Annotated in this window: 16 protein-coding genes; 7 read left to right on the top strand and 9 right to left on the bottom strand. The window is 52.9% G+C overall.

All coding sequences use genetic code 11. The features are described 5' to 3' along the window. Positions 1-152: 152 nt before the first annotated feature. The 4 genes from OO017_RS10160 (at position 153) to OO017_RS10175 (ending at position 7,247) form a co-directional block, all read left to right on the top strand. Complete coding sequence (locus tag OO017_RS10160; protein ID WP_266052368.1) at positions 153-1,187, top strand: FecR family protein; 1,035 nt, start codon at positions 153-155, stop codon at positions 1,185-1,187. 8 nt (positions 1,188-1,195) lie between these two features. Beyond that, positions 1,196-4,516, top strand: a complete 3,321-nt coding sequence (locus OO017_RS10165; protein ID WP_266052369.1) for a SusC/RagA family TonB-linked outer membrane protein — start codon at positions 1,196-1,198, stop codon at positions 4,514-4,516. Between the two features lie 15 nt (positions 4,517-4,531). Next, positions 4,532-6,127, top strand: coding sequence for a RagB/SusD family nutrient uptake outer membrane protein (locus tag OO017_RS10170; RefSeq protein ID WP_266052370.1), 1,596 nt, complete (start codon positions 4,532-4,534; stop codon positions 6,125-6,127). A 103-nt stretch (positions 6,128-6,230) separates the two neighbouring features. Next, positions 6,231-7,247, top strand: coding sequence for a SusE domain-containing protein (locus OO017_RS10175; protein WP_266052371.1), 1,017 nt, complete (start codon positions 6,231-6,233; stop codon positions 7,245-7,247). Between the two features lie 87 nt (positions 7,248-7,334). On the opposite strand, the gene OO017_RS10180 is transcribed toward OO017_RS10175, so the two are convergent. Further along, complete coding sequence (locus OO017_RS10180) at positions 7,335-8,987, bottom strand: M28 family peptidase (protein ID WP_266052372.1); 1,653 nt, start codon at positions 8,985-8,987, stop codon at positions 7,335-7,337. Between the two features lie 308 nt (positions 8,988-9,295). On the opposite strand from OO017_RS10180, the gene OO017_RS10185 reads away from it, so the two are divergent. Together OO017_RS10185 and OO017_RS10190 are read left to right on the top strand one after the other, a co-directional pair. Next, on the top strand, positions 9,296-10,450 hold the full coding sequence (locus OO017_RS10185) for an acyl-CoA dehydrogenase family protein (protein WP_266052373.1): 1,155 nt from the start codon (positions 9,296-9,298) through the stop codon (positions 10,448-10,450). A 6-nt stretch (positions 10,451-10,456) separates the two neighbouring features. Beyond that, a complete protein-coding gene (locus OO017_RS10190) occupies positions 10,457-11,983 on the top strand; it encodes a sensor histidine kinase (RefSeq protein ID WP_266052374.1) in 1,527 nt (508 codons plus the stop codon). 10 nt (positions 11,984-11,993) lie between these two features. Here the strand turns inward: OO017_RS10190 and OO017_RS10195 are convergent, their stop codons facing one another. The 8 genes from OO017_RS10195 to OO017_RS10230 form a co-directional block, all read right to left on the bottom strand. Continuing rightward, complete coding sequence (locus OO017_RS10195; RefSeq protein WP_266052375.1) at positions 11,994-12,497, bottom strand: hypothetical protein; 504 nt, start codon at positions 12,495-12,497, stop codon at positions 11,994-11,996. Between the two features lie 828 nt (positions 12,498-13,325). Continuing rightward, positions 13,326-14,270 carry a radical SAM protein gene (locus OO017_RS10200; protein WP_266052376.1) on the bottom strand — a complete coding sequence of 315 codons (945 nt, stop codon included), beginning with the start codon at positions 14,268-14,270 and terminating at the stop codon, positions 13,326-13,328. Next, positions 14,267-14,998: an ABC transporter ATP-binding protein gene (locus OO017_RS10205; protein WP_266052377.1), complete on the bottom strand. Its 732-nt coding sequence runs from the start codon at positions 14,996-14,998 to the stop codon at positions 14,267-14,269. Before OO017_RS10205 ends, OO017_RS10200 begins: the two co-directional genes overlap by 4 nt. Next, positions 14,998-15,759: an ABC transporter permease gene (locus tag OO017_RS10210; protein WP_266052378.1), complete on the bottom strand. Its 762-nt coding sequence runs from the start codon at positions 15,757-15,759 to the stop codon at positions 14,998-15,000. Before OO017_RS10210 ends, OO017_RS10205 begins: the two co-directional genes overlap by 1 nt. Continuing rightward, on the bottom strand, positions 15,752-16,594 hold the full coding sequence (locus tag OO017_RS10215) for an ABC transporter permease subunit (RefSeq protein WP_266052379.1): 843 nt from the start codon (positions 16,592-16,594) through the stop codon (positions 15,752-15,754). The genes OO017_RS10210 and OO017_RS10215 overlap by 8 nt, the downstream gene beginning before the upstream one ends. Continuing rightward, complete coding sequence (locus OO017_RS10220) at positions 16,587-17,798, bottom strand: ABC transporter substrate-binding protein (RefSeq protein ID WP_266052380.1); 1,212 nt, start codon at positions 17,796-17,798, stop codon at positions 16,587-16,589. Before OO017_RS10220 ends, OO017_RS10215 begins: the two co-directional genes overlap by 8 nt. A gap of 262 nt (positions 17,799-18,060) precedes the next feature. Beyond that, positions 18,061-21,081, bottom strand: coding sequence for a TonB-dependent receptor (locus tag OO017_RS10225; RefSeq protein WP_266052381.1), 3,021 nt, complete (start codon positions 21,079-21,081; stop codon positions 18,061-18,063). 140 nt (positions 21,082-21,221) lie between these two features. Then, complete coding sequence (locus OO017_RS10230) at positions 21,222-21,908, bottom strand: TIGR04282 family arsenosugar biosynthesis glycosyltransferase (protein WP_266052382.1); 687 nt, start codon at positions 21,906-21,908, stop codon at positions 21,222-21,224. 199 nt (positions 21,909-22,107) lie between these two features. Between OO017_RS10230 and OO017_RS10235 the strand changes: the two genes are divergently transcribed. Continuing rightward, positions 22,108-23,496, top strand: coding sequence for an NAD(P)/FAD-dependent oxidoreductase (locus OO017_RS10235; RefSeq protein WP_266052383.1), 1,389 nt, complete (start codon positions 22,108-22,110; stop codon positions 23,494-23,496). Positions 23,497-23,663: the final 167 nt, after the last annotated feature.

Genomic DNA, 23,663 nt, shown 5'->3' on the forward strand with positions numbered 1-23,663 from the left:
GTAACCCACACATTGTAAGCGGGTTAGTTTAATTATAACTTTTTGTCAAATTTTTTATTTAAACGGAGGGATAATTTGAGCTATAGCCCGCTAATACAGATAAGAGCAAGCGCTCACTTAGCTATACTTGGATTTACACAGTGCCTGAATAAATGAATTACCAACTTGCCAGTGCCGTAGACTTTGCTGCAGATGAGCTTTTTGCCCAATGGGTAATGGCCCCTACTGCAGAGAGTGATGCATATTGGCAGGACTGGCTGGAGAAGAACCCCCTGAAACAGCATGAAGTGGAGGAGGCCCGGGCACTTGTAAAGCTTTTATCTGCAGACATGCTGGCAAACAATGAAGCAGAGGTTGATATAATTTGGGGCAGCCTGCAGCAAACGATACAGCAGGAAGAACTGGAGAAGAAAGCTGAGGCTAACGTAGTGCCAATCGGCCTGTGGCAACGCAAAGGGCTGCTGAGAGTGGCTGCCGCCGTGACCCTGCTTTGTGCCAGTGCCTTTGTGCTTTTCATGGCAAAGGGTGAAAGTGTAAAGTATGCTACCAGCTTTGGTGAAAAGCGCACCGTTACGCTGCCGGATAACTCTGTGGTTGTGCTGAATGCCAATTCCTCTATGACTTACACGAATAACTGGCCGGGATTATCCCCACGCCGGGTGTATCTGAAAGGAGAGGCATACTTTGATGTGGCCCACAAAGCACCAGATCAGCGGTTTATAGTAGAAACGGCAGATGGCACCCGGGTAGAGGTATTCGGTACTGAGTTTAATGTGAAGTGCAGAACCAATGGCAGTCGGGTTGTGCTGGCCTCAGGCGAGGTGCTACTCTCCTTTGAGCAGGAGGGAGCGGAAAAGCAACTGAAAATGGTGCCAGGGGAGATGGTGGTGGTATCCGGGAAGGCCGGGCTGACAGTAAGAGAGCAGGTGAAAACCGAGCTTTATACCGCCTGGAAGGACAACAGAGTGATCTTCGACAATACCTCCCTGCGCGAGATAGCCAACATGCTGGAGCAACTATACGGCTATAAAGTAGTGATAGAAAATAAAGAGCTGGCAGAGCAAAAGCTGACGGCAAACCTACACGAAAAGGGTGTGGAGAGCATACTGGCCGCTGTGTCTGCAACGCTGGGTGCTAAAATCACCAGGCATGAAAAAATGAATACTATACTTATTTCTAATATATAAATAGTTTTATGCAAAACAAATATACCCGTAGAATCAGGGCTATCGGCCTTTCTACTGTGTTATGTTGCCTAGGCTTACCCGGCACCACCCAGAGTGTGTATGCATCTGATGTGCAGTTGGAGCTGGCAGCCAGCAACTGGATTAAAGAGCAGGGTTATGTCAACAAATCGTTGAAGGCCACCCTGAACGATCTGCAAAAAGAGTTTGGTATTCAGTTTTCTTACAAAGCCGATGTGGCGGATAACCTGCAGCTGCGTGTGCCTGCAACGTTTGAGGGAGAAAAAGATGCCGATGTACTTCTGACACGTATACTTGCACCTGCGGGGTTAAGCTATAAAAAGGTAAACGAGGTATACATTATCTCTAAGGCTGCAGCTGCTCCAGCCACTGCGCCTGCCAGCAACGCTGGCCGCCAGCTTAGAAGCAGCATCAACAGCCAGACAAACGTTACTGTATCCGGTACTGTTAAAGACAACACTGGTGTTGGCCTGCCAGGCGTAACGGTTGTGTTACAAGGTACAACCCGTGGTACCTCTACCGATGCCAACGGTAACTTTACTATTTCCGTGCCGCAGTCAGGCGCAGTGCTGGTGTTCTCATACATCGGTTATACGACGCAGGAGGTGCCTGTTGGAAACCAGACAAATATCAACGTTACCTTAGGGCAGGATGCCAAAGCCCTGCAGGAAGTTGTGGTGGTAGGTTACGGTACGCAGCGTAAAAGCGATATCACAGGCTCGGTAACGGCAATTTCAGAAGAAGATTTCCAGCAAGGAAACATCACCACGCCTGAACAATTGATCTCAGGTAAAGTGGCAGGTGTTCAGATTTCCTCTAACGGTGGTGCGCCAGGTTCCGGCAGCAGAATCCGTATCCGTGGAGGTTCTTCCCTAAACGCCAGCAACGATCCGCTTATCGTGATCGACGGTGTGCCGATCGACAACAGTGGGGTTTCTGGTACGGCCAACCCGCTGTCGCTCATCAACCCGAATGATATCGAGTCTTTCAACGTGCTCAAGGATGCCTCCGCCACCGCAATCTACGGTTCCAGAGCATCAAACGGTGTGATTATCATTACCACTAAAAAAGGCCGTGCCGGCGATAAGCTGAAGGTAAGCTTAAGTTCACTTGCCTCTATCTCTCAGCTGCGAGACAAGGTGGACGTGCTGACCGGCGACGAGTACCGCGCTGTGGTAAATGAGTATGCAACAGAAGAAAACAAGCTGTTGCTTGGTGATGCAAACACTGACTGGCAGGATCTGATTTTCCGGGATGCCGTTAGCCACGACCATAACCTGAGTGTAAGCGGTTCTGTAAAAAGCATCCCTTACCGTGTATCAGTTGGTTACCTGAACCAGGAAGGTATACTTCTGACGTCTGAGATGAAGCGTGCGACAGGTACTGTAAGCCTGAACCCTACCTTCTTTGATGACCACCTGAAGGTAAACCTGAACGTGAAGGGCGTTAAGTCTGAAAGCCAGTTCGCCAATGAAGGTGTTATCGGCTCGGCTGTTTCATTTGACCCTACACAATCGCCTTATTCCAGCGATAACAGATTTGGCGGATACTTTGAGTGGACAGACGAAGGCAATAACGTTAACACGCTTGCGCCTCGTAACCCATTGAGTGTACTGAAGCAGACAGACGACCAAAGCGACGTAAACAGAAGCATTGGTAACATTCAGCTGGACTACAAGTTCCACTTTTTCCCGGACCTAAGAGCCAACCTGAACCTGGGCTACGATGTGTCTAAAGGCGAAGGTACAGTTACCTTACCGGCCACTCTGGCCTCTGTTTATACCCAGGGCGGTAGTTTCTCGCAGTACTCCCAGGACAAGTCAAACAACCTGTTAGACTTCTACCTGAATTATGTGAAGGAGTATGAGGCAATCCAAAGCCGCGTGGACTTTACGGCAGGTTACTCTTACCAGAAGTTCAAGAATGAGGTTCCGCCATTTGCCACTCTGAACCTTGCAGGCGATACCATCACAAGAGCACCAAACCCTATTGAAACCAATAACGTGCTTCTGTCTTACTTTGGCAGAATGAACTATGCTTTCAAGGATCGTTATATCCTGACAGCCACACTGCGTAGAGACGGATCTTCCCGTTTCAGCCCGGAAAACCGTTGGGGCACGTTCCCGGCGTTGGCTTTTGCCTGGAGAATTAACGAGGAGCCATTCCTGCAGAACGTAACTGCCATTTCTGATCTGAAACTGAGAGTAGGTTATGGTATAACTGGTCAGCAGGATATCGGTGGGTTCTACCCTTATCTGCCAAGGTACGTGCCAAGCAACGTAGAAGGTAGCTACCAGCTGGGCGACACGTTCTACAGCACACTACGTCCGCAGGGCTACGATGCCAACATCAAGTGGGAAGAGACAAAGACGTATAACGCAGGTCTTGACTTCGGATTCGTAAACAACAGGGTAACTGGTAGCTTAGACTATTACTTTAAGAAAACGGATGACCTGTTAGCTATTATTCCGGTGCCAGCGGGCTCTAACCTGACAAACCGACTGTACACCAACGTGGGTAGCATCGAGAACCAGGGTCTGGAGGCTGTTCTGAACTTCAATGCGATCAGTACAGAGAAGCTGAGCTGGGATATCGGGGTGAACGGTACGTATAACATCAACGAGATTACCAGCCTGAGCAAAGTTGAGAGCGAGGATGCTGTAGGCATTCCGGTAGGCGGTATTGGTGGTGGTGTAGGTAACACGATCCAGATACACACGGTTGGTTTCCCTACTTACTCATACTATGTGTATAAGCAGGTGTATGACGAAAGCGGAAGACCGGTTGAAGGCCTGTATGCTGACCTGAACGGTGACGGTGAGATCACAGACCAGGATATGTACCGCTACAAAAACCCTGAGCCAAAAGTGTTCCTTGGCTTTAGCTCTCAGTTAAACTATGATAAGTGGAGTTTTGGTTTTGTGATGCGTGGCGCCATAGGCAACTATGCTTATAACAACATTAAGGCGAACGCTTTCTACAGCAACATCGACTGGGAAGGTTACCTGCTGACAATCCCAAGCTCTATCAATGAGTTCGGCTTTATCGGCCTGGATGACCCTAACCGCCAGTACTCAGACTATTTTATCGAGAATGCCTCTTACCTGCGCATGGATAACATTAACCTGGGCTATAACGTGGGCCGCATCATGAACGATAAAGTAAACCTGCGATTAACGGCTAGCGGACAGAATATCTTTGTTATCACGAAATACGACGGCCTGGACCCAGAGGTAACAGGTGGTATCGATAACAACTTCTACCCTAGACCAAGAATTCTGTCTTTGGGTGTAAACCTTGATTTTCAATAATAGCTTAAGTATAAAATGAAGACGAAATATATAGCTAGTCTGATCCTCTCCGGCCTGATAAGCTTCTCAACTGTATCATGTACAGATGACCTGGACCAGACGCCTCCTTATGAGGTTACGTCAGCGACTGTTTACAACGATTTCAATAACTATAAGCGTGTGCTGGCAAAAGTTTATGCCGGTTATGCTCTTACTGGCCAGCAAGGCCCTGCCGGTGATCCGGATATTACTGGTGGTGACGAAGGTTTCTCTTCGTACCTGCGCCAGTACTGGCAGTTGCAGGAGCTCCCTACAGACGAGGCTGTGATTGGTTGGGGAGACGCAGGTCTGCCAGACCTGCACGACATGGACTGGACACCTAACAACCAGTTTATCACGGCCATGTTCGCCCGTATTTATTATCAGATATCCCTTTCTAATGAGTTCATCCGTGAAACATCAGATGACAAGCTCTCTGAGAGAGGTATAACCGGAGCGAATGCAGATGCCGCCAGAGAGTTCCGTGCTGAAGCACGTTTCCTGAGAGCGCTGAGCTACTACCACGCCCTTGACCTGTTCGGTAACGTACCTTTTGTAGATGAGAATGATGCCGTGGGCGCTTTCTTCCCAGAGCAAATTACCAGAGCCGAGCTGTTTGACTACGTTGAACAGGAACTATTGGCAGTAGAAAGCCAGTTGGTTGAGCCGAGACAGAATGAGTATGCCCGTGCGGATAAGGCTGCTGCCTGGATGCTGTTGGCTAAACTATACCTGAATGCAGAGGTTTACGCGAACGAGAACAGGTATGCTGATGCCTTAACTTACTCTAAAAAGGTAGTTGATGCTTACCCTGCCAGTAGCCTGGAAGGTGACTACGATGATCTTTTCCTGGCAGACAACCATACAGCAAACGGCATCATCTTCCCGATTGCGTTTGATGGCTTGAGAACACAGACGTATGGAGGTACCACTTACCTGGTGCACGCTCCTGTTGGCGGATCAATGAAGCCTAAGGATGACTTTGGCATCGACGGCGGCTGGGCTGGTTTGCGTACCACATCTGCCTTGGTGAACCTGTTCCCAAGTGTGCCTGGAAGCCCGGACGATCGTGCGAACTTCTACACTGACGGACAGACGCTGGAAATAGCAGAGATCGGGCCGTTCTCCAATGGCTATGCCATTGCAAAATTCAAGAACATTACATCAGGCGGCCAGATTGGTTCGCACCCTGGAAATGTTTTCGTAGATACCGACTTCCCGCTTTTCCGTGTGGCTGATGCTTACCTGATGTATGCTGAGGCGGCGCTCCGGGCTAACGGTGACAGAGCATTGGCTTTGGACCTGATAAACGCGCTTCGTTTCCGCGCTTATGGTGATAATTCTGGTAACATTTCCCAAAGCGACCTAACACTTAATTTCATCCTGGATGAGCGTGCAAGAGAGCTGTACTGGGAAGGGCACAGAAGAACTGACCTGATCCGCTATGGCTTGTTTACAGGTAGCGAGTACCTGTGGCCGTGGAAAGGTGGTGTGCCTGAAGGACGTGCAGTGGCTGAGACACGCAAGCTGTATCCAATCCCTTCGGCAGATATCATTGCTAACCCGAACCTGGTTCAGAACCCAGGATATTAATCATTAAAAGCACTTCCTTTCGGCAACAACAGTAGTTTAGAAGGAAGTGCTGATTTATACTAATAAACAAGTCTTTATGAAAAGCTGGTTAAATAGATCATTATTGTTTTTTGTAGCTGCGCTGGCACTGGTGAGCTGCGAGAAAGATGAAGACAAGGCGTTTGTTCGGGAGGGAACAGCACCTGCACTAACGGTATCTACAAACTCTCTTGTGCTTACGGAAGAAGAGGCCGAAAATGAAGCCCTCACCCTTTCGTGGAATGCCGCAGATTTTGGATACGAAGCAGCCGTGGAATACTGGCTGGAAATTGATACGGCTGGCGATAACTTTGTGAAGCCGTACAGTGTGTCTTTGGGAAGCTCATTCGAGAAAGTATATACAGTGGCTGAGCTGAACACTCTGCTCACAAAACTGAAGTATACCCCAGAGGAGACGCACGATGTTGATGTGAGAATTAAGAGCACTATTTCTGACCTGAGAAACCCGGTGTATTCAAACACGCAGAACATATCCGTTACTACTTATTCAACTTATGTGGAGCCGGGTTATGTGTATGTGCCAGGCGACTATCAGGGCTGGAGCCCGGAAACGGCCCCTTCGCTGATCTCGGTGGAGGACAATGGTATCTACCAGGGTGTCATAAGCTTCAACAACAAGGATAACAATCTCAAGTTCAAAATCACGGCTGGTAGAAGCTGGGAAACAAATTATGGAGGAGGATCCGCTGCTGGCACGCTTGCACAAAACGGTCCGGACCTGTCGGTTCCAAAGAAGGATAGCTACAGAATTACCGCTGACCTTAACAACATGACCTGGACAGCAGCCCAGTACTCATGGGGGTTAATTGGTGATGCTACGCCTGGAAAGTGGGCTGACGACACTAACATGATCTATGATAATGAGGAGGGAGTTTGGCGTTTAACTATCCAGTTAACAGCCGGAAACATTAAGTTTAGGCTAAATGACGACTGGACTACCAACTACGGCGATAATGGTGGCGATAAAGTACTTGAATTAAATGGTGCTGATATCCCAGTTTCTGAGGCAGGAACCTACGAGATTGTTCTTGACCTGGAGAATGAAGATGAAAGTGTAACTTACACTATCACGAAGTTATAAGTTTTATAATATTAAGAATAAAAACAGCCCGGAAGCTTTTGCTGCCGGGCTGTTTTATTGTATGTGTATGGGTATTATCGTTCGCTTCTACTCCTTACCCCCAAACCGCGTCCCAAAGAAATCACCTTGGTTCCAGCTAGGTCTTTCCTCGTCCTGGGCCACCAGGTAGCCGATCAGGAAGTTGAGCTGCACGTACTTTTTAGCAGCATCAAAATCGAAGATGCCTCCCTCAAAGTTATCCTGCGGCTTGTGGTAATATTTCTCGCGCCATACTTTCACAGTCTCGTCCAGGTTATTCTTGCCGTCTGACGTTTTGTTGCCATACTTGATGTGCAGTGCCGGCACGCCCTGCACCACAAAGCTGTACTGGTCGCTGCGCACAAAGCGGTTCTGCTCTGGCTCCGGGTCTTCCTCTACATCCAGCCCTAAGTAATTACTGGCCTGCTTTACTTCCTCCTGAAGCGACGAGTGGGCGGCTCCCAGCGGCACCACCGAGAGCAACGGCGCAATCAGCGTAGGCATATCGGTGTTTACGTTGGCGACCATTTGCGCGGCTGGTACCGTTGGGAATTTAGCAAAGTATGCCGAGCCAAGCAGCCCCATTTCCTCTGCGGTTACCATCACGATAAGTATAGATCGCTTCGGCTTCTTCTTTACGTTGGCATAAACGTGTGCTATCTCCAGCAGGCTTGCCACACCGGACGCATTATCGTGGGCGCCGTTGTAGATGGAGTCGCCGTCTATTGGCCTGCCAACCCCGACGTGGTCTAGGTGGGCGCTGTGTACCACATACTCATTCTTCAGCACCGGGTCGGAGCCCTCTATTTTACCCACCACATTGTAGGTTTCTATGTCTTCGAACCTGTTGCTGAAGCTGCCCTTGATGCTGAAAGGAAGTATGGCTGAGGCTGCTTTGCCGCTTTTGATGGTACTAGCCACCTGCTGCAGATCCAGGCCTGCACCTGCCATCAGTTTCTGAAGGGTGTTATAGTGTAGCATCCCCATCAGCTTTACGTCCTCGTGATGACTGCGGGAGGCGGCTACTTGGCCATCTGCCCCCATCACGCTGCTCATACCTCTGGTAGAGAAATCCGGCAGGCCGCTTTTGGGGTTCATGGAACCGAGCAATACACCCACGGCACCATTTGCAGCGGCCGTGTTAAGTATGGTTTGCATATCCATGCTATAAGATGCCACCGTGGACGGAAAAGACTCGGGCGCACTGCGTAGAATAACGACTACCTTGCCCTTCGCGTCAATGTTAGCATAGTCATCGTAATTCAGGTCTGGGGCGCTTATACCGAAGCCGGCAAAAACTAACGGTGCATCCACCTCAACCTGCTTTTCTGCTGCATTCGGGAAAAGTATAAAGTCCTTGCCATATATCAGGTCCTCCGTACCTGCTGTGTCTGCCGATAGCTGCATGGTGGCATTGGGATCAGTAAAGGCAGTACGCACCCGCACCGTTTGCAGGTAGGTGCCGTTCTCGCCGGCGGGCTGTACATTCAGTTTTTTAAACTGGTCGGTTACATAATCCACCGCCATCTGGTAGCCCGGCGTGCCCGGCTTGCGGCCCAGCAGCTTGTCGTCGGCCAGGTAGGCAATGTGGCTTCGGATATCGCTGGGCTTTACTTTTTCCATTGCCTTGGCCACGCGCTTGGGCACATCGGCTGTCTGGGCAAGGGCAGCTGATGAGGCCAACGTAAGGCAAAGTCCGGCTGCAATACTTTTCAATCTCATAGTTTTCTTGTTGATCATCCTGTAAATAAACAGATTACCCGCCACTAATGCTACGAGGCGGCTGCGCAAACTTAAAAATTGTACCTCCTCATTGTATCACAGAAGTATAAAACGAAGTATGGAGGATGGTGACTTATATTAAATTTGATGTAAAAAGAAATGATATTTATCAATTAATAGAGATTTTGATGGGCGTGAGTTTAGATATCTCTATCTTTAAGAATGTGTGGCTGTGCTGCCATGCTTTCATTTACAGGCAGATAGAAGTATAAAATGCTGCTTTACTGCCGCCATCCTATATGACGCACATGAGTTTAGAGAAGACACTTGACCTGTTCAGGCAAATAGCAGAGAGTACCGTACGCGAGGAGGCACCGTTGGTGGATAAGGAGGCGAAGTGGCCCGAACAAAGTATGCGCAGGCTGCAGCGTGAGGGGCTGGGAGGCTTTGTGGTGCCGCAGGAAAGTGGCGGGCTGGGCGAGGGGCTGCTGGGGCTGGCGCAGGCTTGTGAGCTTTTAGGGGAAGAATCGGCCTCGGCCGGACTTTGCTTCGGGATGCATTGTGTAGGCACAGCCATGATTGCGGCCAAGGCTACGGATTATCAGAAGAAGAACTTCCTGGAGCCCATAGCTGCCGGTGAGCACCTGACCACGCTGGCCTTGAGTGAGCCCGGAACCGGTGCCCATTTCTACTACCCGCAAACGCAGCTGCTATCTGTATCTGAAAGCGAGTTTATGCTGAAAGGCGAGAAAACCTTTGTGACAAACGGTGGCAAAGCCGACTCTTACGTTATCTCTACGATGGGCGTAGACCCGGAGGCCTTGCTGCATGAGTTTTCATGTGTGGTGGTGGAGGCAGACCGCGAAGGCATACAGTGGGGCGCTGACTGGAACGGCATAGGAATGCGCGGAAACTCGTCGCGCAGCCTGGCGCTGCAGCAGGTAAAAGTGCCGGCTCAGAACTTGTTGGGGCAGCAGGGCGATCAGCTGTGGTACGTGTTTCAGGTGGTGGCGCCATACTTTCTAACGGCCATGTCGGGCACGTACCTGGGGGTGGCGCAGGCTGCTTTTAACGAGGCACGCGAGCACCTGATGAATCGCTCTTACCGCCACAGTGGTATGTCGCTGAGCCAGAACCAACTGCTGCAGCACCGCCTGGGCATGCTGTGGGCAAAGGTAGAGCGCACGCGCCAGCTTATCTACAACGCGTGCCGCCAATATGATAGCGGCGACCCGATGGCTGTGCTCTCCATCATATCATCCAAAGCAGAGGTGGCCCATTGCGCTGTAGATGTGGTGAATGAGGCAATGACGCTCTCAGGGGGGATTGCCTACCGCGAGAACTCCAGATTTGAGGTGCTGCTGCGCGATGCCCGTGCCGCGCACGTGATGGCGCCTACCACCGATATGCTTTATACCTGGTTGGGCCGCGCCCTGCTGGAACAACTGATCCTAGACAGTTAACAACCTATGGCGGAGATACTTTACACCGGGCTTCATGCCTCCACCCTTGACCTGCTGAAGGAAAACCTGCAGGGGCAGGAGGCTGCTTTTGAGGAAGTAGACGAGAGCGAAGTGCGCCGCATGGATGGCAACCTGAAGAAGTATGGGGTGCTGCTGGTGGGGGAAGAGGTGAACAACCCGGTGCGGGTGGCACAGGAGGCCTACGCCCGCGACAAAACCCTGTCGGTGCTGCTGATAAATGATGAACGAAACTACACCCGGGTAAAGCAGTCGCTGCAGTTCTCGCCTTTTGTTGGGCCTACGGTGGTATGTGTTTCTAACCAGGTGCAGGTGCGGCTGGCAGATATGGTGCAGGATGCCATGGACCGTACCATACAGCGGCGCAGTTTCCAGAACATCCGCAGGTCTGTTGCCACTGATCTTGATTTTAGTGTGTCGGCGCTGGAGAAGGTGCGCGGCGATTACACGGCCCGCGTGCTGGAGGAGGCCCCAATAGGGGCGGCGCTCATCTCAAAGTATGGCAAGGTGCTTACGATTAATGCCTATGCCGCCAACCTGTTTGGTAAATCGGAGCGCGAGATTCTTGCGGGTCCGCTGCTGCCGCTGTTCCCGGACGAGGTGCAGGCAGAGGTGCGACAGTTCGTGAACCAAGAGCCGGTGTCGGAACCGAAGCGTGTGTTTGAGCTTCCCCTGGAGACTGGGAAAAAGTACCTGGAGATATCGCTGGCCGAGGTGGATGACCGCAACCGGGAGAACTTCAGGATACTCATCATCAACGACATCACCGAAACCACACTGTCGCAGCAGCGCACGCAGGCGCACCTGCAGGAGCTGGAACAGATGAACGCCAACCTGAAACGCCTGAACACTGACCTTGATACGTTTGTGTACACCGCATCCCACGACCTGAAATCCCCCATACTAAATATTGAGGGGCTGGTGGAGCTGCTGGAGGAAAGCCTGGGTGATAAAAAGCAGGATGTGGAGGAGGAACTGGAGCACATAAAGACATCGGTACAGCGCTTTAAAAGCACAGTGGAAGACCTGACTGAGGTTGCTCGTATCCAGAAAAGCTTTGAGCAGGAGGAAACGCTGCTGCAGGTAGAGGAGATGGTGGGAGAGGTAAAAGACCTTATCTCTTTTGAGATTAACGCCGCCAGCGCTGTGGTCAAACACGATAGCAGCGCTGCGCCGCAGTTGTACTTCTCTAAACGCAACTTCAAAAGTATACTTTACAACCTCATCAGCAATGCCATCAAGTATAAATCGCCGGACCGCACACCGCACATTTACATTAGAACCTGGCAGGAGGGAAACGATTTTTACCTGCAGGTGCATGACAATGGCCTTGGCATCCCGGAGTCTAAAAAGTATAAAGTGTTTGAGCTGTTCAAGCGCCTGCACGCGCATGTAAAGGGCACCGGCATTGGCCTCTACATTGTAAAGCGCATTGTGCAGAACAACGGCGGCGACATTGAGCTGCAGAGCACTGAAAACATGGGTAGCACCTTCACAGTCAAACTAAAAGTGTGAATTTATACTTTTACTCATCCTCGTCTGACCAGTGCACCAATGCATCGGCCACCAGACCTGTGGCAACAGCGTAGAGGCTATGGAAAAGGATATCCTCACTGATCGCCTTGGGTTTCCACTCTGTAACAGGCTCCATTAAGTTTAGCTGCGGCATTACGGTAACTTCAGTGCCCCACACTGCTCCAAAATGCGTGATAGTGCCTTTGGTATCTCCTAAGCCAAACTCAGCCATTAAGGCCCGCGGTATGCCCCAGGCAGTACCATAAGCAAAGTGCATCAGGTTGTTAATGTTTTCTTTCGACTCCTCGTCCTCCGCTTTCACGCCGAATACTTTTTTAGCTGCTTTGTACGGGGTGTCGCTGGAGTCGCGGTCGCTTAGTTGCATTTCTATCATCTGGGCAACGGTCATTACCGCTGTGCCAATTAGCCCTGCCACAATGCCTTTGCCAATGGCACTGGCCACCCGGGAGGCGGTAGATGCGGCTTCTTCCACCATTTGTCTTTCGTCTTGCATAATTTTCTGATTAGTAGCTTATACTTACTGAAAGGCAGTGGTTTGTGTTTTACTTTATACTTGTATGCTTTCATAGCCACTGCTTTCTGCCACTTGAAACAAGCTATCCTTGTTAGCTGCTGCTGCTGATCCTAAGTCTTACTTGTCTATCGTTTCATTTCTGGCTTTGGCTCCCTCCAGCCCGGGAGGGCTCGTCTTCCCGCATCAATACAAGGCGCTCTTTATACGAGGGCCCCTACCCCCACGGAAAGACTGGAAACATTTCGATAGCCACGCCTTTGCTATGAAACAAGTATGATTCCCCTCCTCGGAGGGGCCAGGGGTGGGTTAATCGTTTGCTGATGACATCCATCCCCAACTATGAAACTTACACTTCAACATCAGCAATTACAGTCTCCCCTCCTTAGACTATCGAGAACGCGAGTTCGAAGGTAGCGAGTGTAGCTCTGAGGGGTAGGGGTGGTTAGATAGTCGATCACTGAAATTCCCCTCTCGGGACTAGCCAACACGTGAGTTTTGAGCTAGCGAGCGTAGCTCTAGGGGTCGAATAATCGTTCCCTAGCACTAATCTTACATCAAGGAAGAGCTTAATCGCCTACAGAACCCAACCTGATGCCTGCAGCCTCAGTGAAGCCGGAGACTTCACACTGGGTAGGACACGAATCTGGAGACTCGAGACAGAAATAAACGGCGTGTTGCAGGAAAATCCTGTCCATCCCGGGGGTAGGGGCCCTCTTAAAAATCCTGTAAATCCTGATCCAGATCTTTATTCGGTAATGAGTTGGCGATGACAATCTTCAACCTTTTTAAGAAATGCGCGAGTTCACGCTACCTGCTACAACCACCACAGCTGCGCTCCACCGGCTCGCCCTGGTAGTGCTTTTCGAAAAACTCATCGCACCAGAGGCAGATATTCTTGAGCTGTGCGATGCGCTCCCTGGCGTGGGTTTCGGAGACTCCTATACTTTCACCCATTTGCAGCGGGTTGCCCTCGTTTATCTTTTGCCATATTGCTGATTTGGACACGCGCTGCAACACATCGGCTACCTTTTCGGTACGGGCATCACCAAGGGGAATTTTGGTGCCGGGGCAGCAGGGGTTTATCTTCCAGAGCTGTATCGAGATCTCCTGCGGGATGTTTTCTGCTCCGGTTAAAAATCCTTTGCCTCCCGAGAGGATGGCACAGAAGTTATGCTCCGGGTCCTGTTTCCAGATACCTTTTTCGTAGGCGCGGCCCCTTGCCCAGTTGCCACCCAGCCACATATCGATGGTAGCGCCCCAGTAGCCCCAGCTGGCTTTATGTTTGGTGATATAGGTGTCTTTTTCGATGAGCGGGTCTTTGTCGTCGCCGTTCACGCCGCGGCTGGCGAAGAGCTCAGCCAGCTCCATCAGGCGCGCTCCGGCATGTTTGTGATAACGGTCTATGCTGGAGATATCGAAGCGGGTGATGCCTTTCTCCAAAAGCGTGTCCAGGATCTCAGCGTTCAGCAGATCACCGTTGGTTTGCAGCATAATTTGCACGCGGCCCTGGTAGCGTTGCTGCAGGCGGTCAAGTATAGCGTAGAGCAGCTTTTTATCAGCTAGTGGCTCACCACCGGAAAGTATAAGGCGGTCCATGCTAGCAGGCAGGTTGGCAATAATGGCCATGCAATCCGCCTCGGAAATGCGTTCGCCCCTCGGGCCGGAGTTGTTGTAGCAGTGGTCGCACTCGTCGTTGCAAAGCTGCGTGAACACCCAGTAAACGGATTCGATATGGTTGAAGTCTTGGGTCATGGTAGGTTGGTAATCTTGTGGTTGATGGAGTTCCAGAAAGCCAGCTCGTCGCGCACGCCTGTGGTCGGGTCTTCCATAAAAGCCTCCCCGGAAGTATAGATCCGCAGTTTTCCGGCTGCCATGTAAGCAAACCGATCCCCGATGAGCAGGGCCTCCTTCACGTCGTGCGTCACAAAGAGGGCGGTGATGCTGTACTTTCTGGCCAGCCGCAGAAACAGCTGCTGCATGCTGGCGCGGGTCTGGGCATCCAGGCTGGCGAAGGGCTCATCCAGGAGCAGCACGCGCGGCAGAAAGATGATGGCGCGCCCAAAGGCCACCCGCTGCCGCTGCCCACCCGAGAGCTGCGCCGGCTTTTTCTGTGCGTGCTCCTGCAGTTCCAACTCCTGCAGCATGCGCTCGACCTTCGCCTGCACTTCAGCCTCTTTCCGAACACGCAAACCATAGGCAATGTTCTCAAACACGCTCAGGTGCGGGAACAGCAGTGGCTCCTGGGAAAGGTACACCATCTCACGGTTGCGCGGTGGCGCGGCCTCCATACTTGCGCCGGCCCAGTTTATACTTCCGGCATCCGGCACTAGCAGTCCGGCCACGGTTTTAAGCAGGGTGGTTTTGCCGCAGCCCGAGCGCCCCAGCACCGCCAGCACCTGCCCCAGCGGCAGCTCCAGCGTCACCTGATGTAGCACGGTGTGCGTGTGGTAGGTCTTGTGTAAGTTCTCAATCGTAAGCATCAGATTCCTCTAAATATAAATTTCTTATTGGTCCACAGCAGCAGGGCAGGGGGTAGCATGATTAGTAGCGAAGCCAGCGCCGCATGGGAGCTATTCGCCTCGTTCACATACTTGAACACCAGGATCGGGAGCGTTTTCACCTTGCCTACCCCGATGAACTGCGTCAGCCCATACTCAAACCAGGAGATGAGAAAAGTCTGGAAGAAGCAGATGAGCAGCAGCGGCCTGGCCAGCGGCAAAAGCACCTTCTGTAAAGTATAAACAGCAGTCGCGCCCAATGTTTGCGACTGCTGCTCGAGTTGCAGCACCTCGTGGCTCCAGAAGCTCTGGAAAAAGATCACGGCAAACGGAAAAGCAAGTATGAGCTGGCCCAGCAGCACCCCGATCACCTCGCCGCTCATCCCGGTTAAAAGAAAAAAGCGCTGCACCAGAATGGCCAGCACCACCGGCGAGAGCACAAAAGGCCAGTAAGCCAGCAGCAGCCAGCGGTTTTTATACTTTGCCCGGGCAATCTCCCTGCTGATGACAAATCCGGCCACCGTGGAAAGTATAGCCACCCCCAAACCAAGTATAACCGAAAGCAATAGGCTTACCTGCAGCTCACTTTGGCCCGCCAGCAGCTCCTGCCAGTTGGCCAGCGTAAAGCGCTGCGGCAAAACGCTCGGGTAAAACCAGGCCTGCCCCACCGATAGCATCCCGAAGAACAGGAAGGGCAGCAGAATGGCCGTGGCAAGTATGGCGGTGAGGATTTTCCTACCCATGGCGCTGCAGTTTTTTTAAGCTGATGGAAAGCAGGAGCAACACAAAAAGCGTAAATGCCACGCTGATGGCATAGCCCTGCGGGATGTCGAGCAGGTTGAAGCGATGGAATTTCTGCACCGCCAGCACCGACACCATCTGGTGCTGCTGACTTCCGATGAGCAGCGGCACCTCGTAAGACCCCAGCACAAAAATGAAGTATAGCAGGAGGTTCGGGGCGGCCGTTGTAAGAATGGTAGGGATGGCAATGCGCCTCACGAAATGGGATTGGCCTGCCCCCAGGTTCTCCGACACCTGCTGCAGCTGATCCAGGTTTTGCTCCCGGTAAATGGCATGGAACAGCAGCGTGAGGAATGGCACGGCCATCAGCACATGCGCCAGTATGATCCCGAAGCCCCAGGAATCGTGCACCAGGCTGGGGAAGTCCTGCAGGTCCGCTATCCACCCCAGGCCAAACACCACCCGCGAGGCCAGCCCGGATTTGGTGAGCAGCTGAAACACTAAGAAGCCCATCACCAGCGCCGGAATGGTGAGCGGCAAGTATAAAAGGTAACTCATCGCACCTTGGCGGAGGCTTTTCTTAAAGTATAAAGTCAGGAAAAGGGCGGCCGAGGTGGCAACCAGAATGGCAGACAGTGCGATGTATACGCTGTAGGCCAGCGCGTGCAGAAACGCCCCGCTGGCCAGCACATCCTGCCAGTGCTGCAGGGTGAAGCCGCTGCTCAGCGCGCCCGCCAGCCCGAGGCTGTACGCCAGGCCATAGAGCAAGCCGCCCACTACTGGCAGCACCGCCAACAGCAGGAAAACACTGCGCAGGTATAGCTTTCTCTTACTCAATAACCTCAGTTCTGAAATCGTCATACAATCGGATCATGTAATCCGGGGCCAACTCCTCAAAGGCGCTGTTTTGGATGCTGCTGCGGTCAGGGGCGTGCTGGCGGGCAGGGATGTTTTGGAACCTCTTTTTCCAATCTGCAGGTAGCTTTTCAATATCCAGTACGGTGCCGTCGCCCCATACTTTGGGGCTGGCTTTGCGGTACTGCGCCTCCGGCGACTGCAGGAAATTGATGACCACCAGCGCCCCCGGTAAGTTGCCGGTATTTTTCAGGATGCCCAGGTAGTGCGTGTTCTGGATCGTGCCCGGCTCCGGCACGTAAGCCCTGGAGTTCTCCGGAAAAACACCCTGAAGAATCTTGTTGTCCACCTCGCTGTCGTTGTTGCTGAAGGTAAAGTTTACCTCGCCATTGGCGTAGAGCTGGTGCAGCTGCGAAAGCGTGGCCGGAAAAGTCTCCCCTTTCTTCCAAAAGTATGGCTTCAGTGTGTTGAGCTTCTGCCAGAGCTGTTGGCTATACTTTTCATACTTGGCTTCATCAAACGCACCGGCTAGTTCTCCTTTCCCAGCCAAGGCGATCATCCAGGATTTTAGCAAAGTCATGCCGGTAAACTCGTTGGGGATGGTGAAAGTGCCGGGGTTTTCTTTAATGTAGGTCTCCAGCTCCTCAAAAGAAGCAGGCGGATTTTGTACTCTATCCGCATTGTAGATGAAGGCCAGCTGCACATTGCCCCAGGGCGCTTCCATGCCCTTCACCGGCTGCTGAAAATCCTGGGCGATGAAAGGGTTCTGCCAGTTCACGTACTGGTTGTTGGGTAGCAGGTTGGTGAATGGCCCGTAAAGCGCATCGAGCTGGCGCAGTTGGTAAAAAGTCTCCCCGTTGATCCAGGCCACGTCCATCTCTCCGGTTTCTTTGCCGGTTTCCTTCTCACCCAAAGCCAGCCCCACAATGTCCTTGCCCTGCCCGGAGGAAATGTTCAGGGTGATGCCGTACTGCACCTGCAGTTGCGGTTTCACATAGTCCTGCATGTACTTGTTGATGAGCGGGTCGCCCTGCCACATCATCATCTCCACAGTGGTGCCTCTGGCGGCCTGCTCTATACTTGCCCACTCGGCCTGCTGCACGTTTAGTTGTTCTGGCCGATCGCTGTTTTCGCAACCGCTAAGCAGGAGGGTGAGGAGTAGTAAAAGTATACTTGTGTGTTTCATGGTTTTACTCTTTTCTGCCGCAAGTTTAGCGTGAGCGTAACTTGTGGCTGTGCATGGGGCAAGTTTTCAAATGCGTTTCTCAAGTAAGTATAGCTGCTGTAAACTGCCATCCATGGCGCAAGCGTCCTCGCTTGTGCCCGGCTATTTTTGGGCCTCTGGCCCAGTTGAGTTGCAAACTCAACACCATCGTAAGCCACAAGTTGAAAACTTGCGGCAGAGAAATGCGCTGCTCATCTGTTAATTCAACTTTCTAACTTTTTAACTAAAAAATATACCTTACCCCAAACTGAAACTGCCGTGGCGGGGCTGCGTTTCTCCGCACCAACAGGCCGCTGCTGGCCGGCCCCGCCTGTATCTGGTTGCTCTGGGTGGCGTTGTTGCTGTAACCGCTCAGGTTCTCGGCGTTGAACAGGTTAAACACATCGGCGCGGATTTCCAGGCCATTTTCTCTATCCGCCCCGAAAGGTATGAAATACTGCACGCTTGTATCGAAGGTGTTGGACCAAGGCAAGCGGTCGGAATTGCGTCCCTCGCCGGGGTGACGGTCCGAGTTGCCCACGTAGGCATCCCCGAAAGCGGAGCCGTCGCCGTTCAGGTCGTTGGTAAAGATTGGGTTGCCGCTGGCATCTAATACCGGACTTCCATCACGGTTTACCACTTTATACTTTGCGGCATCCGGGATGCGGTTGACGGGCTGGCCGCTCTGCAGCAACGCCGTCACCGTCAGCGTCAGGTTTTGCAGCGGGTAGTAGTTGTAAATGGCGTTGATAACGTGGCGGCGGTCGTTGATGCTCGGCCCCCACTCGGCCTCAAAGTTGTTGGCATCCATCGCCCGGAAATTGATGTCCTCGGTATTGTTCTCCAGGTAAGACAAAGTATAAATCAGGCGATAGGAGAACTGATCGTCGGCTTTGTCCTTCTGCAGGTTGAAGCTGGCAGCGTAGTAATTGCTCTTTCCCTTCGTTTCGGTCATCACCAGATTGCGCGCCACGCCCTCCACTCGCTCCCCATCAATGATGGCATAGTCCCCATAGATCGGCAGTGGCCGCGTCTCGTCGGCCCAGGCGCTGCTGCGGGCGATGCCTTCCTGCAGGCTGCGGTCGTAGTCCCAGGCGGCGGGGGCGTTCAGGTTAACGGTGCGGAACAGGTTGCGGCCTCGGTTATACACCAGGTCCATGTAAAACAGCTTGTTCGTGGCCATCTGCAGCTGGTAGCCCAGCGAGAACTGCTGCGTGTAAGGGTTGTCGTAGCCGTTGGGGTTGAGGATACGCCGCTCGTTGCTGAACAGGTTGCGCTGCCCTGCAAAGCTCTCCACCGGGGGCCCCTGCAGGTAGCCGTAGGGTAGACCCGCGTTGTTGCTCTGACCCACCGTCAGGTTGCCGTTGAAAGTCACCTGGTCCAGGCTGGTGCCAGCCGGTAAAATCCCCTGCTCCACAAAGTATGAAAGCTGTTTCTTGAAGGCCTCGGAGTTGTTGTTCTGCTGCAGGGCGTCGCTGTAAATGGCGTACAAAACCTTATCATAAAACAAACCAAAGCCACCCCGGACGGAGCTGTTTGGCGTGAGCTGGTAGTTAAAGCTCAGGCGCGGGGCCAGGTTGTTATAATCGCCGTTATCGCTGCCGCCACCTTTGGATAGGTTATCGTAGTCGTAGCGCAGGCCGAGGGTCAGGTTGAGGCGGTCGGTAGCCTGGAGTTGATCCTCAAAGTAGAGGCTGTAAATGTTCTGCCGCTTGCCAAACGAAGTCGGGCGCAGTTCCACGGCGTAATTCGTCACCAAAGCATCCGCAGGAATATCGTTTATACTTAGGCTCGTGCCCGGGTTGGCTGCGCGGAGGTCATCCAGCTGCGCCTGCGTGAGCTGCACACGGTAGCTGCCGTTGGGGTTGCCGCCGCCAAACAGTTCGTGGTCGGTGCTCAGGAACTCAGCACCGGCTTTAAAGGTATGGCTGCCCTGGCTCCAGGTGGCTTTCTGCTGCGCCTGCAGGGTGTGCTGTATACTTTCGAAGGCGTAGCCTGGGTGGCCCAGCACGGCCACTGTCTCCCCGGTAGGTCCGGCCACCGCCACATCGGGACTGGTAGGGTTGTCGGGGGCGGCATAATCCCAGCGGAAGCGGGCGTACTGCAGGTTGGTCTCCAGCGTCAGGTTGCCGGAAGTATACACGTTGGTACTGGCCAGGTTGAGCGAGTTGCGCACCTGGTCGCTGGCCGATGACGGGAAATTAAGCCCTCCCGTTAAGCCGCCGGCCTGCCGCCCGATGCCCACAACGCCCACATTTGCCCGGATAGCTGAGTGGAAGCGGTCGCTCCAATAGTGGTCTATCTTACCGGAGAGGTAGTTGAAGTAGTTCTTGCCCCGCACCGTCTCGCTCACACCCAAAGCCGGACTGCTCAGCAGGTTATCCTTCTGGTCGGTGGTATGCTCGTAGTTGAGGTAGTAAAACGTCTGTCCTTTGATGATGGGACCGCCCACGCCGAAGCCCGCCTGGTACCGCTGAAAACCGTCCTTCACCTGGTTACCCGACAGATCGCGCTGGGCGTAGGGGGAGGAGGCGTCGAGGAAACCGGGGCGTGTGAGGAAAAAAGCCTCGCCCTGCAGCTCGTTGCTGCCGGAGCGCGAGGTGATGTTGATGATACCATTGCCAGTGTTGCCGAACTCAACGGAGTAGTTGTTCGTCAGCACCGACACGTTCTGCACGAAGCCAACAGGCGTGTTGAAGCGCGTTCCGCCCAGGAACTGCTCGTTGTTGTCGAGGCCATCGATCAGGTAGTTGTTGAACAGGGAGTTAGCACCGTTTATACTTACATTGGGAGCCTCCGGGAAAAAGCCCGTGGCCTGCGTCACGTTGGGCAGCCGGAACAGCACCCTGGACACATCACGGCCTTCCACCGGCATTTCCCTGATCTCCGAAATCCGCATCTCCGACGACACCTCGGCATTGTATAGGTTGATGCGGGTGGCGCTGGGGGCATACACCGTTATTCCCTGCAGATCCACCTCCCGCCGGAAGGGCAGCACCAGCGTTACGGTGCGTTTAAAATTTGACCGCAGTGTGACTGGCTCCGAAGACACAAAAGTATAAGTCTCGTTCTCCGCGGAAAGCAAAGTATAGCTGCCGGCGGTATTCAGACCGCTGAACGTGGCGATGCCCTTGCTGTTGGTGGTGCGGGTGGCGCTGAAGCCAATCGCCTCATTAATGGCTGAAATCTGCACATCCGCTACTGGCTCCAGTTTCGGGTTCAGCACCGTTACTTCTATCGCCCCTTGCGCAAACGCAGCAGCCATGGGCAGTAAGTACCCAAGTGTGAGTAAAAGAAATCGCATGTAAATTAGTAGCCTTGTTAGCTGATGAAGTAAAAAAAGGCAGTGCAGCCCGAAGTATAAAGTATACCTGAGCGCCTTTAGCCTTTAATGTCTGTGAAGGATCAGCTAAGGGGAGGGCCACGCAAACTAGTGGCAGCAGGTATAGCCTGTGGTGTGCAGGAAGTATAAAGTATAACGTACGGCCTGAAGGAAAGCAGCAGGTTACGTAGCCAGTCGGAGAAACTACCCAACTCACGCTGGGCACTCAGGGCCATCACATCCCCGGCGGTGTCAGCATCGGCAAGTATGGGGGCAAGTATGGCTGTGGCGGCAGCGGCCGTTTGCTGGCAGAGCTCCTCAAAAACCAGCGGGGTGTTCCAGGTGATGGCCGAGAAATCGAGTTGCGGCAAAGTATGGCGGTGCATGCCCATCAGGTAAACGCCGCCGTCGGTTGCCTGCCCGAACACGAAATCCTGCCGCTGCAGCGCATCGGCAGCGGACAACAGGGTGGCCGGTGTCAGGCCCGGGGTGTCGTTGCCCAGGCAGATCACTTTCTCGTAACCCTGTGCAAAGGCCTGTCGGAACGCGTGCTGCAGTCGCTCTCCAAATGAACTGCCCTGCTGCCTGGAAGAGTCGATAAGGAGGAGCGGAAGCCCTGCCTGTTGCACCAGGTCCCGGCTGCGTTTGATCAAGCCGATGGCAATAGCCTCGCTTTTGCGGCGACTACGGCAGAAGCGTTTTGCCTGCGCCTCCTCGGCAGAGGTGCGGGTGAAGAGTAAAACGGCGGTATGTGCGTAGGCAGACTTCACTTCTATACTTTACACAAATATCCGTTAATTGTTCAGAATTTCCGATTTAGCCAGCAACTTCCTTTTTGCACCCTTTTGCCGATGGTTGGTAGCCTTTTGTCGGAAAGGTGTAGGCGCATCCGTAAAATGGAGGTAAATTTGACCACATCAATAATAGACAACCACGAGCTTGCTAGCGTAAACAGGAGTAGGCAATTGCATGAAAGATAGCGTACATACAGGTGATTTTTGCATCCTAACGAAGGGCCGCCGCATCGTGATCATCGGCAACGGCATTGCGGGTGTTACCTGCGCGCGCCATCTCCGAAAACGCGACAGCGAGGCGCAGATCACCATCATCTCCGGCGAAACCGAGCATTTTTTCTCCCGCACCGCACTCATGTACATCTACATGGGCCACATGAAGTATGAGCACACCAAGCCCTACGAGGACTGGTTCTGGGAGAAAAACCGCCTCCAGCTCGTGCATGGCTGGGTGACGAGTATAGATTTCGGAAAAAAAGAACTGCAGCTACAGCAACAGGAGCCGATAAAGTATGATATCCTGATTCTGGCGCTGGGCTCTAAACCGAATATGTTCGGCTGGCCAGGGCAGGAGCTGCAGGGGGTGCAGGGGCTGTACAGCTATCAGGACCTGCAGAAAATGAACGAAAGTACCGCCAGCTGCCAGCGTGCCGTGGTAGTAGGCGGAGGTTTGATAGGGGTAGAGATGGCCGAGATGCTGCTGAGCCGGAAGTTACCTGTTACGTTTCTGGTGCGGGAGGCGGGTTTCTGGGAGCATGTTTTGCCGAAAGAAGAGTCGGAGCTGGTGATGCGCCACATGCGGGAACACCACGTGGACCTGCGCCTGCAGACAGAGCTGAAGGAGTTGCTGGACGATGGGACCGGCCGCGTAAGAGCCGTTGTAACCGCATCCGGAGAAGAAATTCCCTGCCAGTTTGTAGGGCTGGCGGTTGGCGTGAGGCCAAACATTGAGCTGGTGCGCAACACGGCTTTGGAGATAAACAGAGGCATTTTGGTGAATGAGCATTTCGCCACCAATATCCCCAACGTGTTTGCCATCGGCGACTGTGCCGAGTACCGTGTGCCGCTGCCTAACAGGCAGAGTGTAGAACAGGTGTGGTACACCGGCCGCATGCACGGCGAAACGCTGGCGCACAACCTTACCCACGAGCCTGTGAAGTATAACCCCGGCCCCTGGTTCAACTCTGCCAAGTTTTTCGACATCGAGTACCAGACCTATGGCATGGTACCCAACACCTGGGAGGAACCGGTGGCATCATTCTATTGGGAGCATGAAAGTGGGAAAATTGCCTTCCGGGCTGTTTTTAACGGAACCGACAAGAGACTGCACGGGGTAAACGCTTTCGGCCTGCGCCTGCGCCACGAGTTTTTTGACAGGGCGCTCAAGGAGAACCGGACGGTGGAGGAGGTGTTGGTAAAACTTCAGGAGGCTTTGTTCGATCCGGAGTTTTATGCAAAGCACAATTATGAAATGCTGCAGGCTTATAACCGGCAGTTCGGCACAAACTTGGAGCCGGAGAAGAAAAAGAAAAAAGGTATGCTGGCGGCCCTCTTGGGGCTGTAGCACATGAACATAAAATCTGCTCTTTCGGACCTCCGGGTTCGGAAGCTATCTGAAGGGGACATCCATGTCCCAATGAACATTGACACGGACGTGGACGTCCGCAGTAGGAATAGCTTCGGACCCAGATGCCCGAAGCAGCTTTAATACAAAGGAGTAGTTACACACGC

This window comes from Pontibacter anaerobius, assembly GCF_026241195.1.
Lineage (GTDB): Bacteria > Bacteroidota > Bacteroidia > Cytophagales > Hymenobacteraceae > Pontibacter > Pontibacter anaerobius.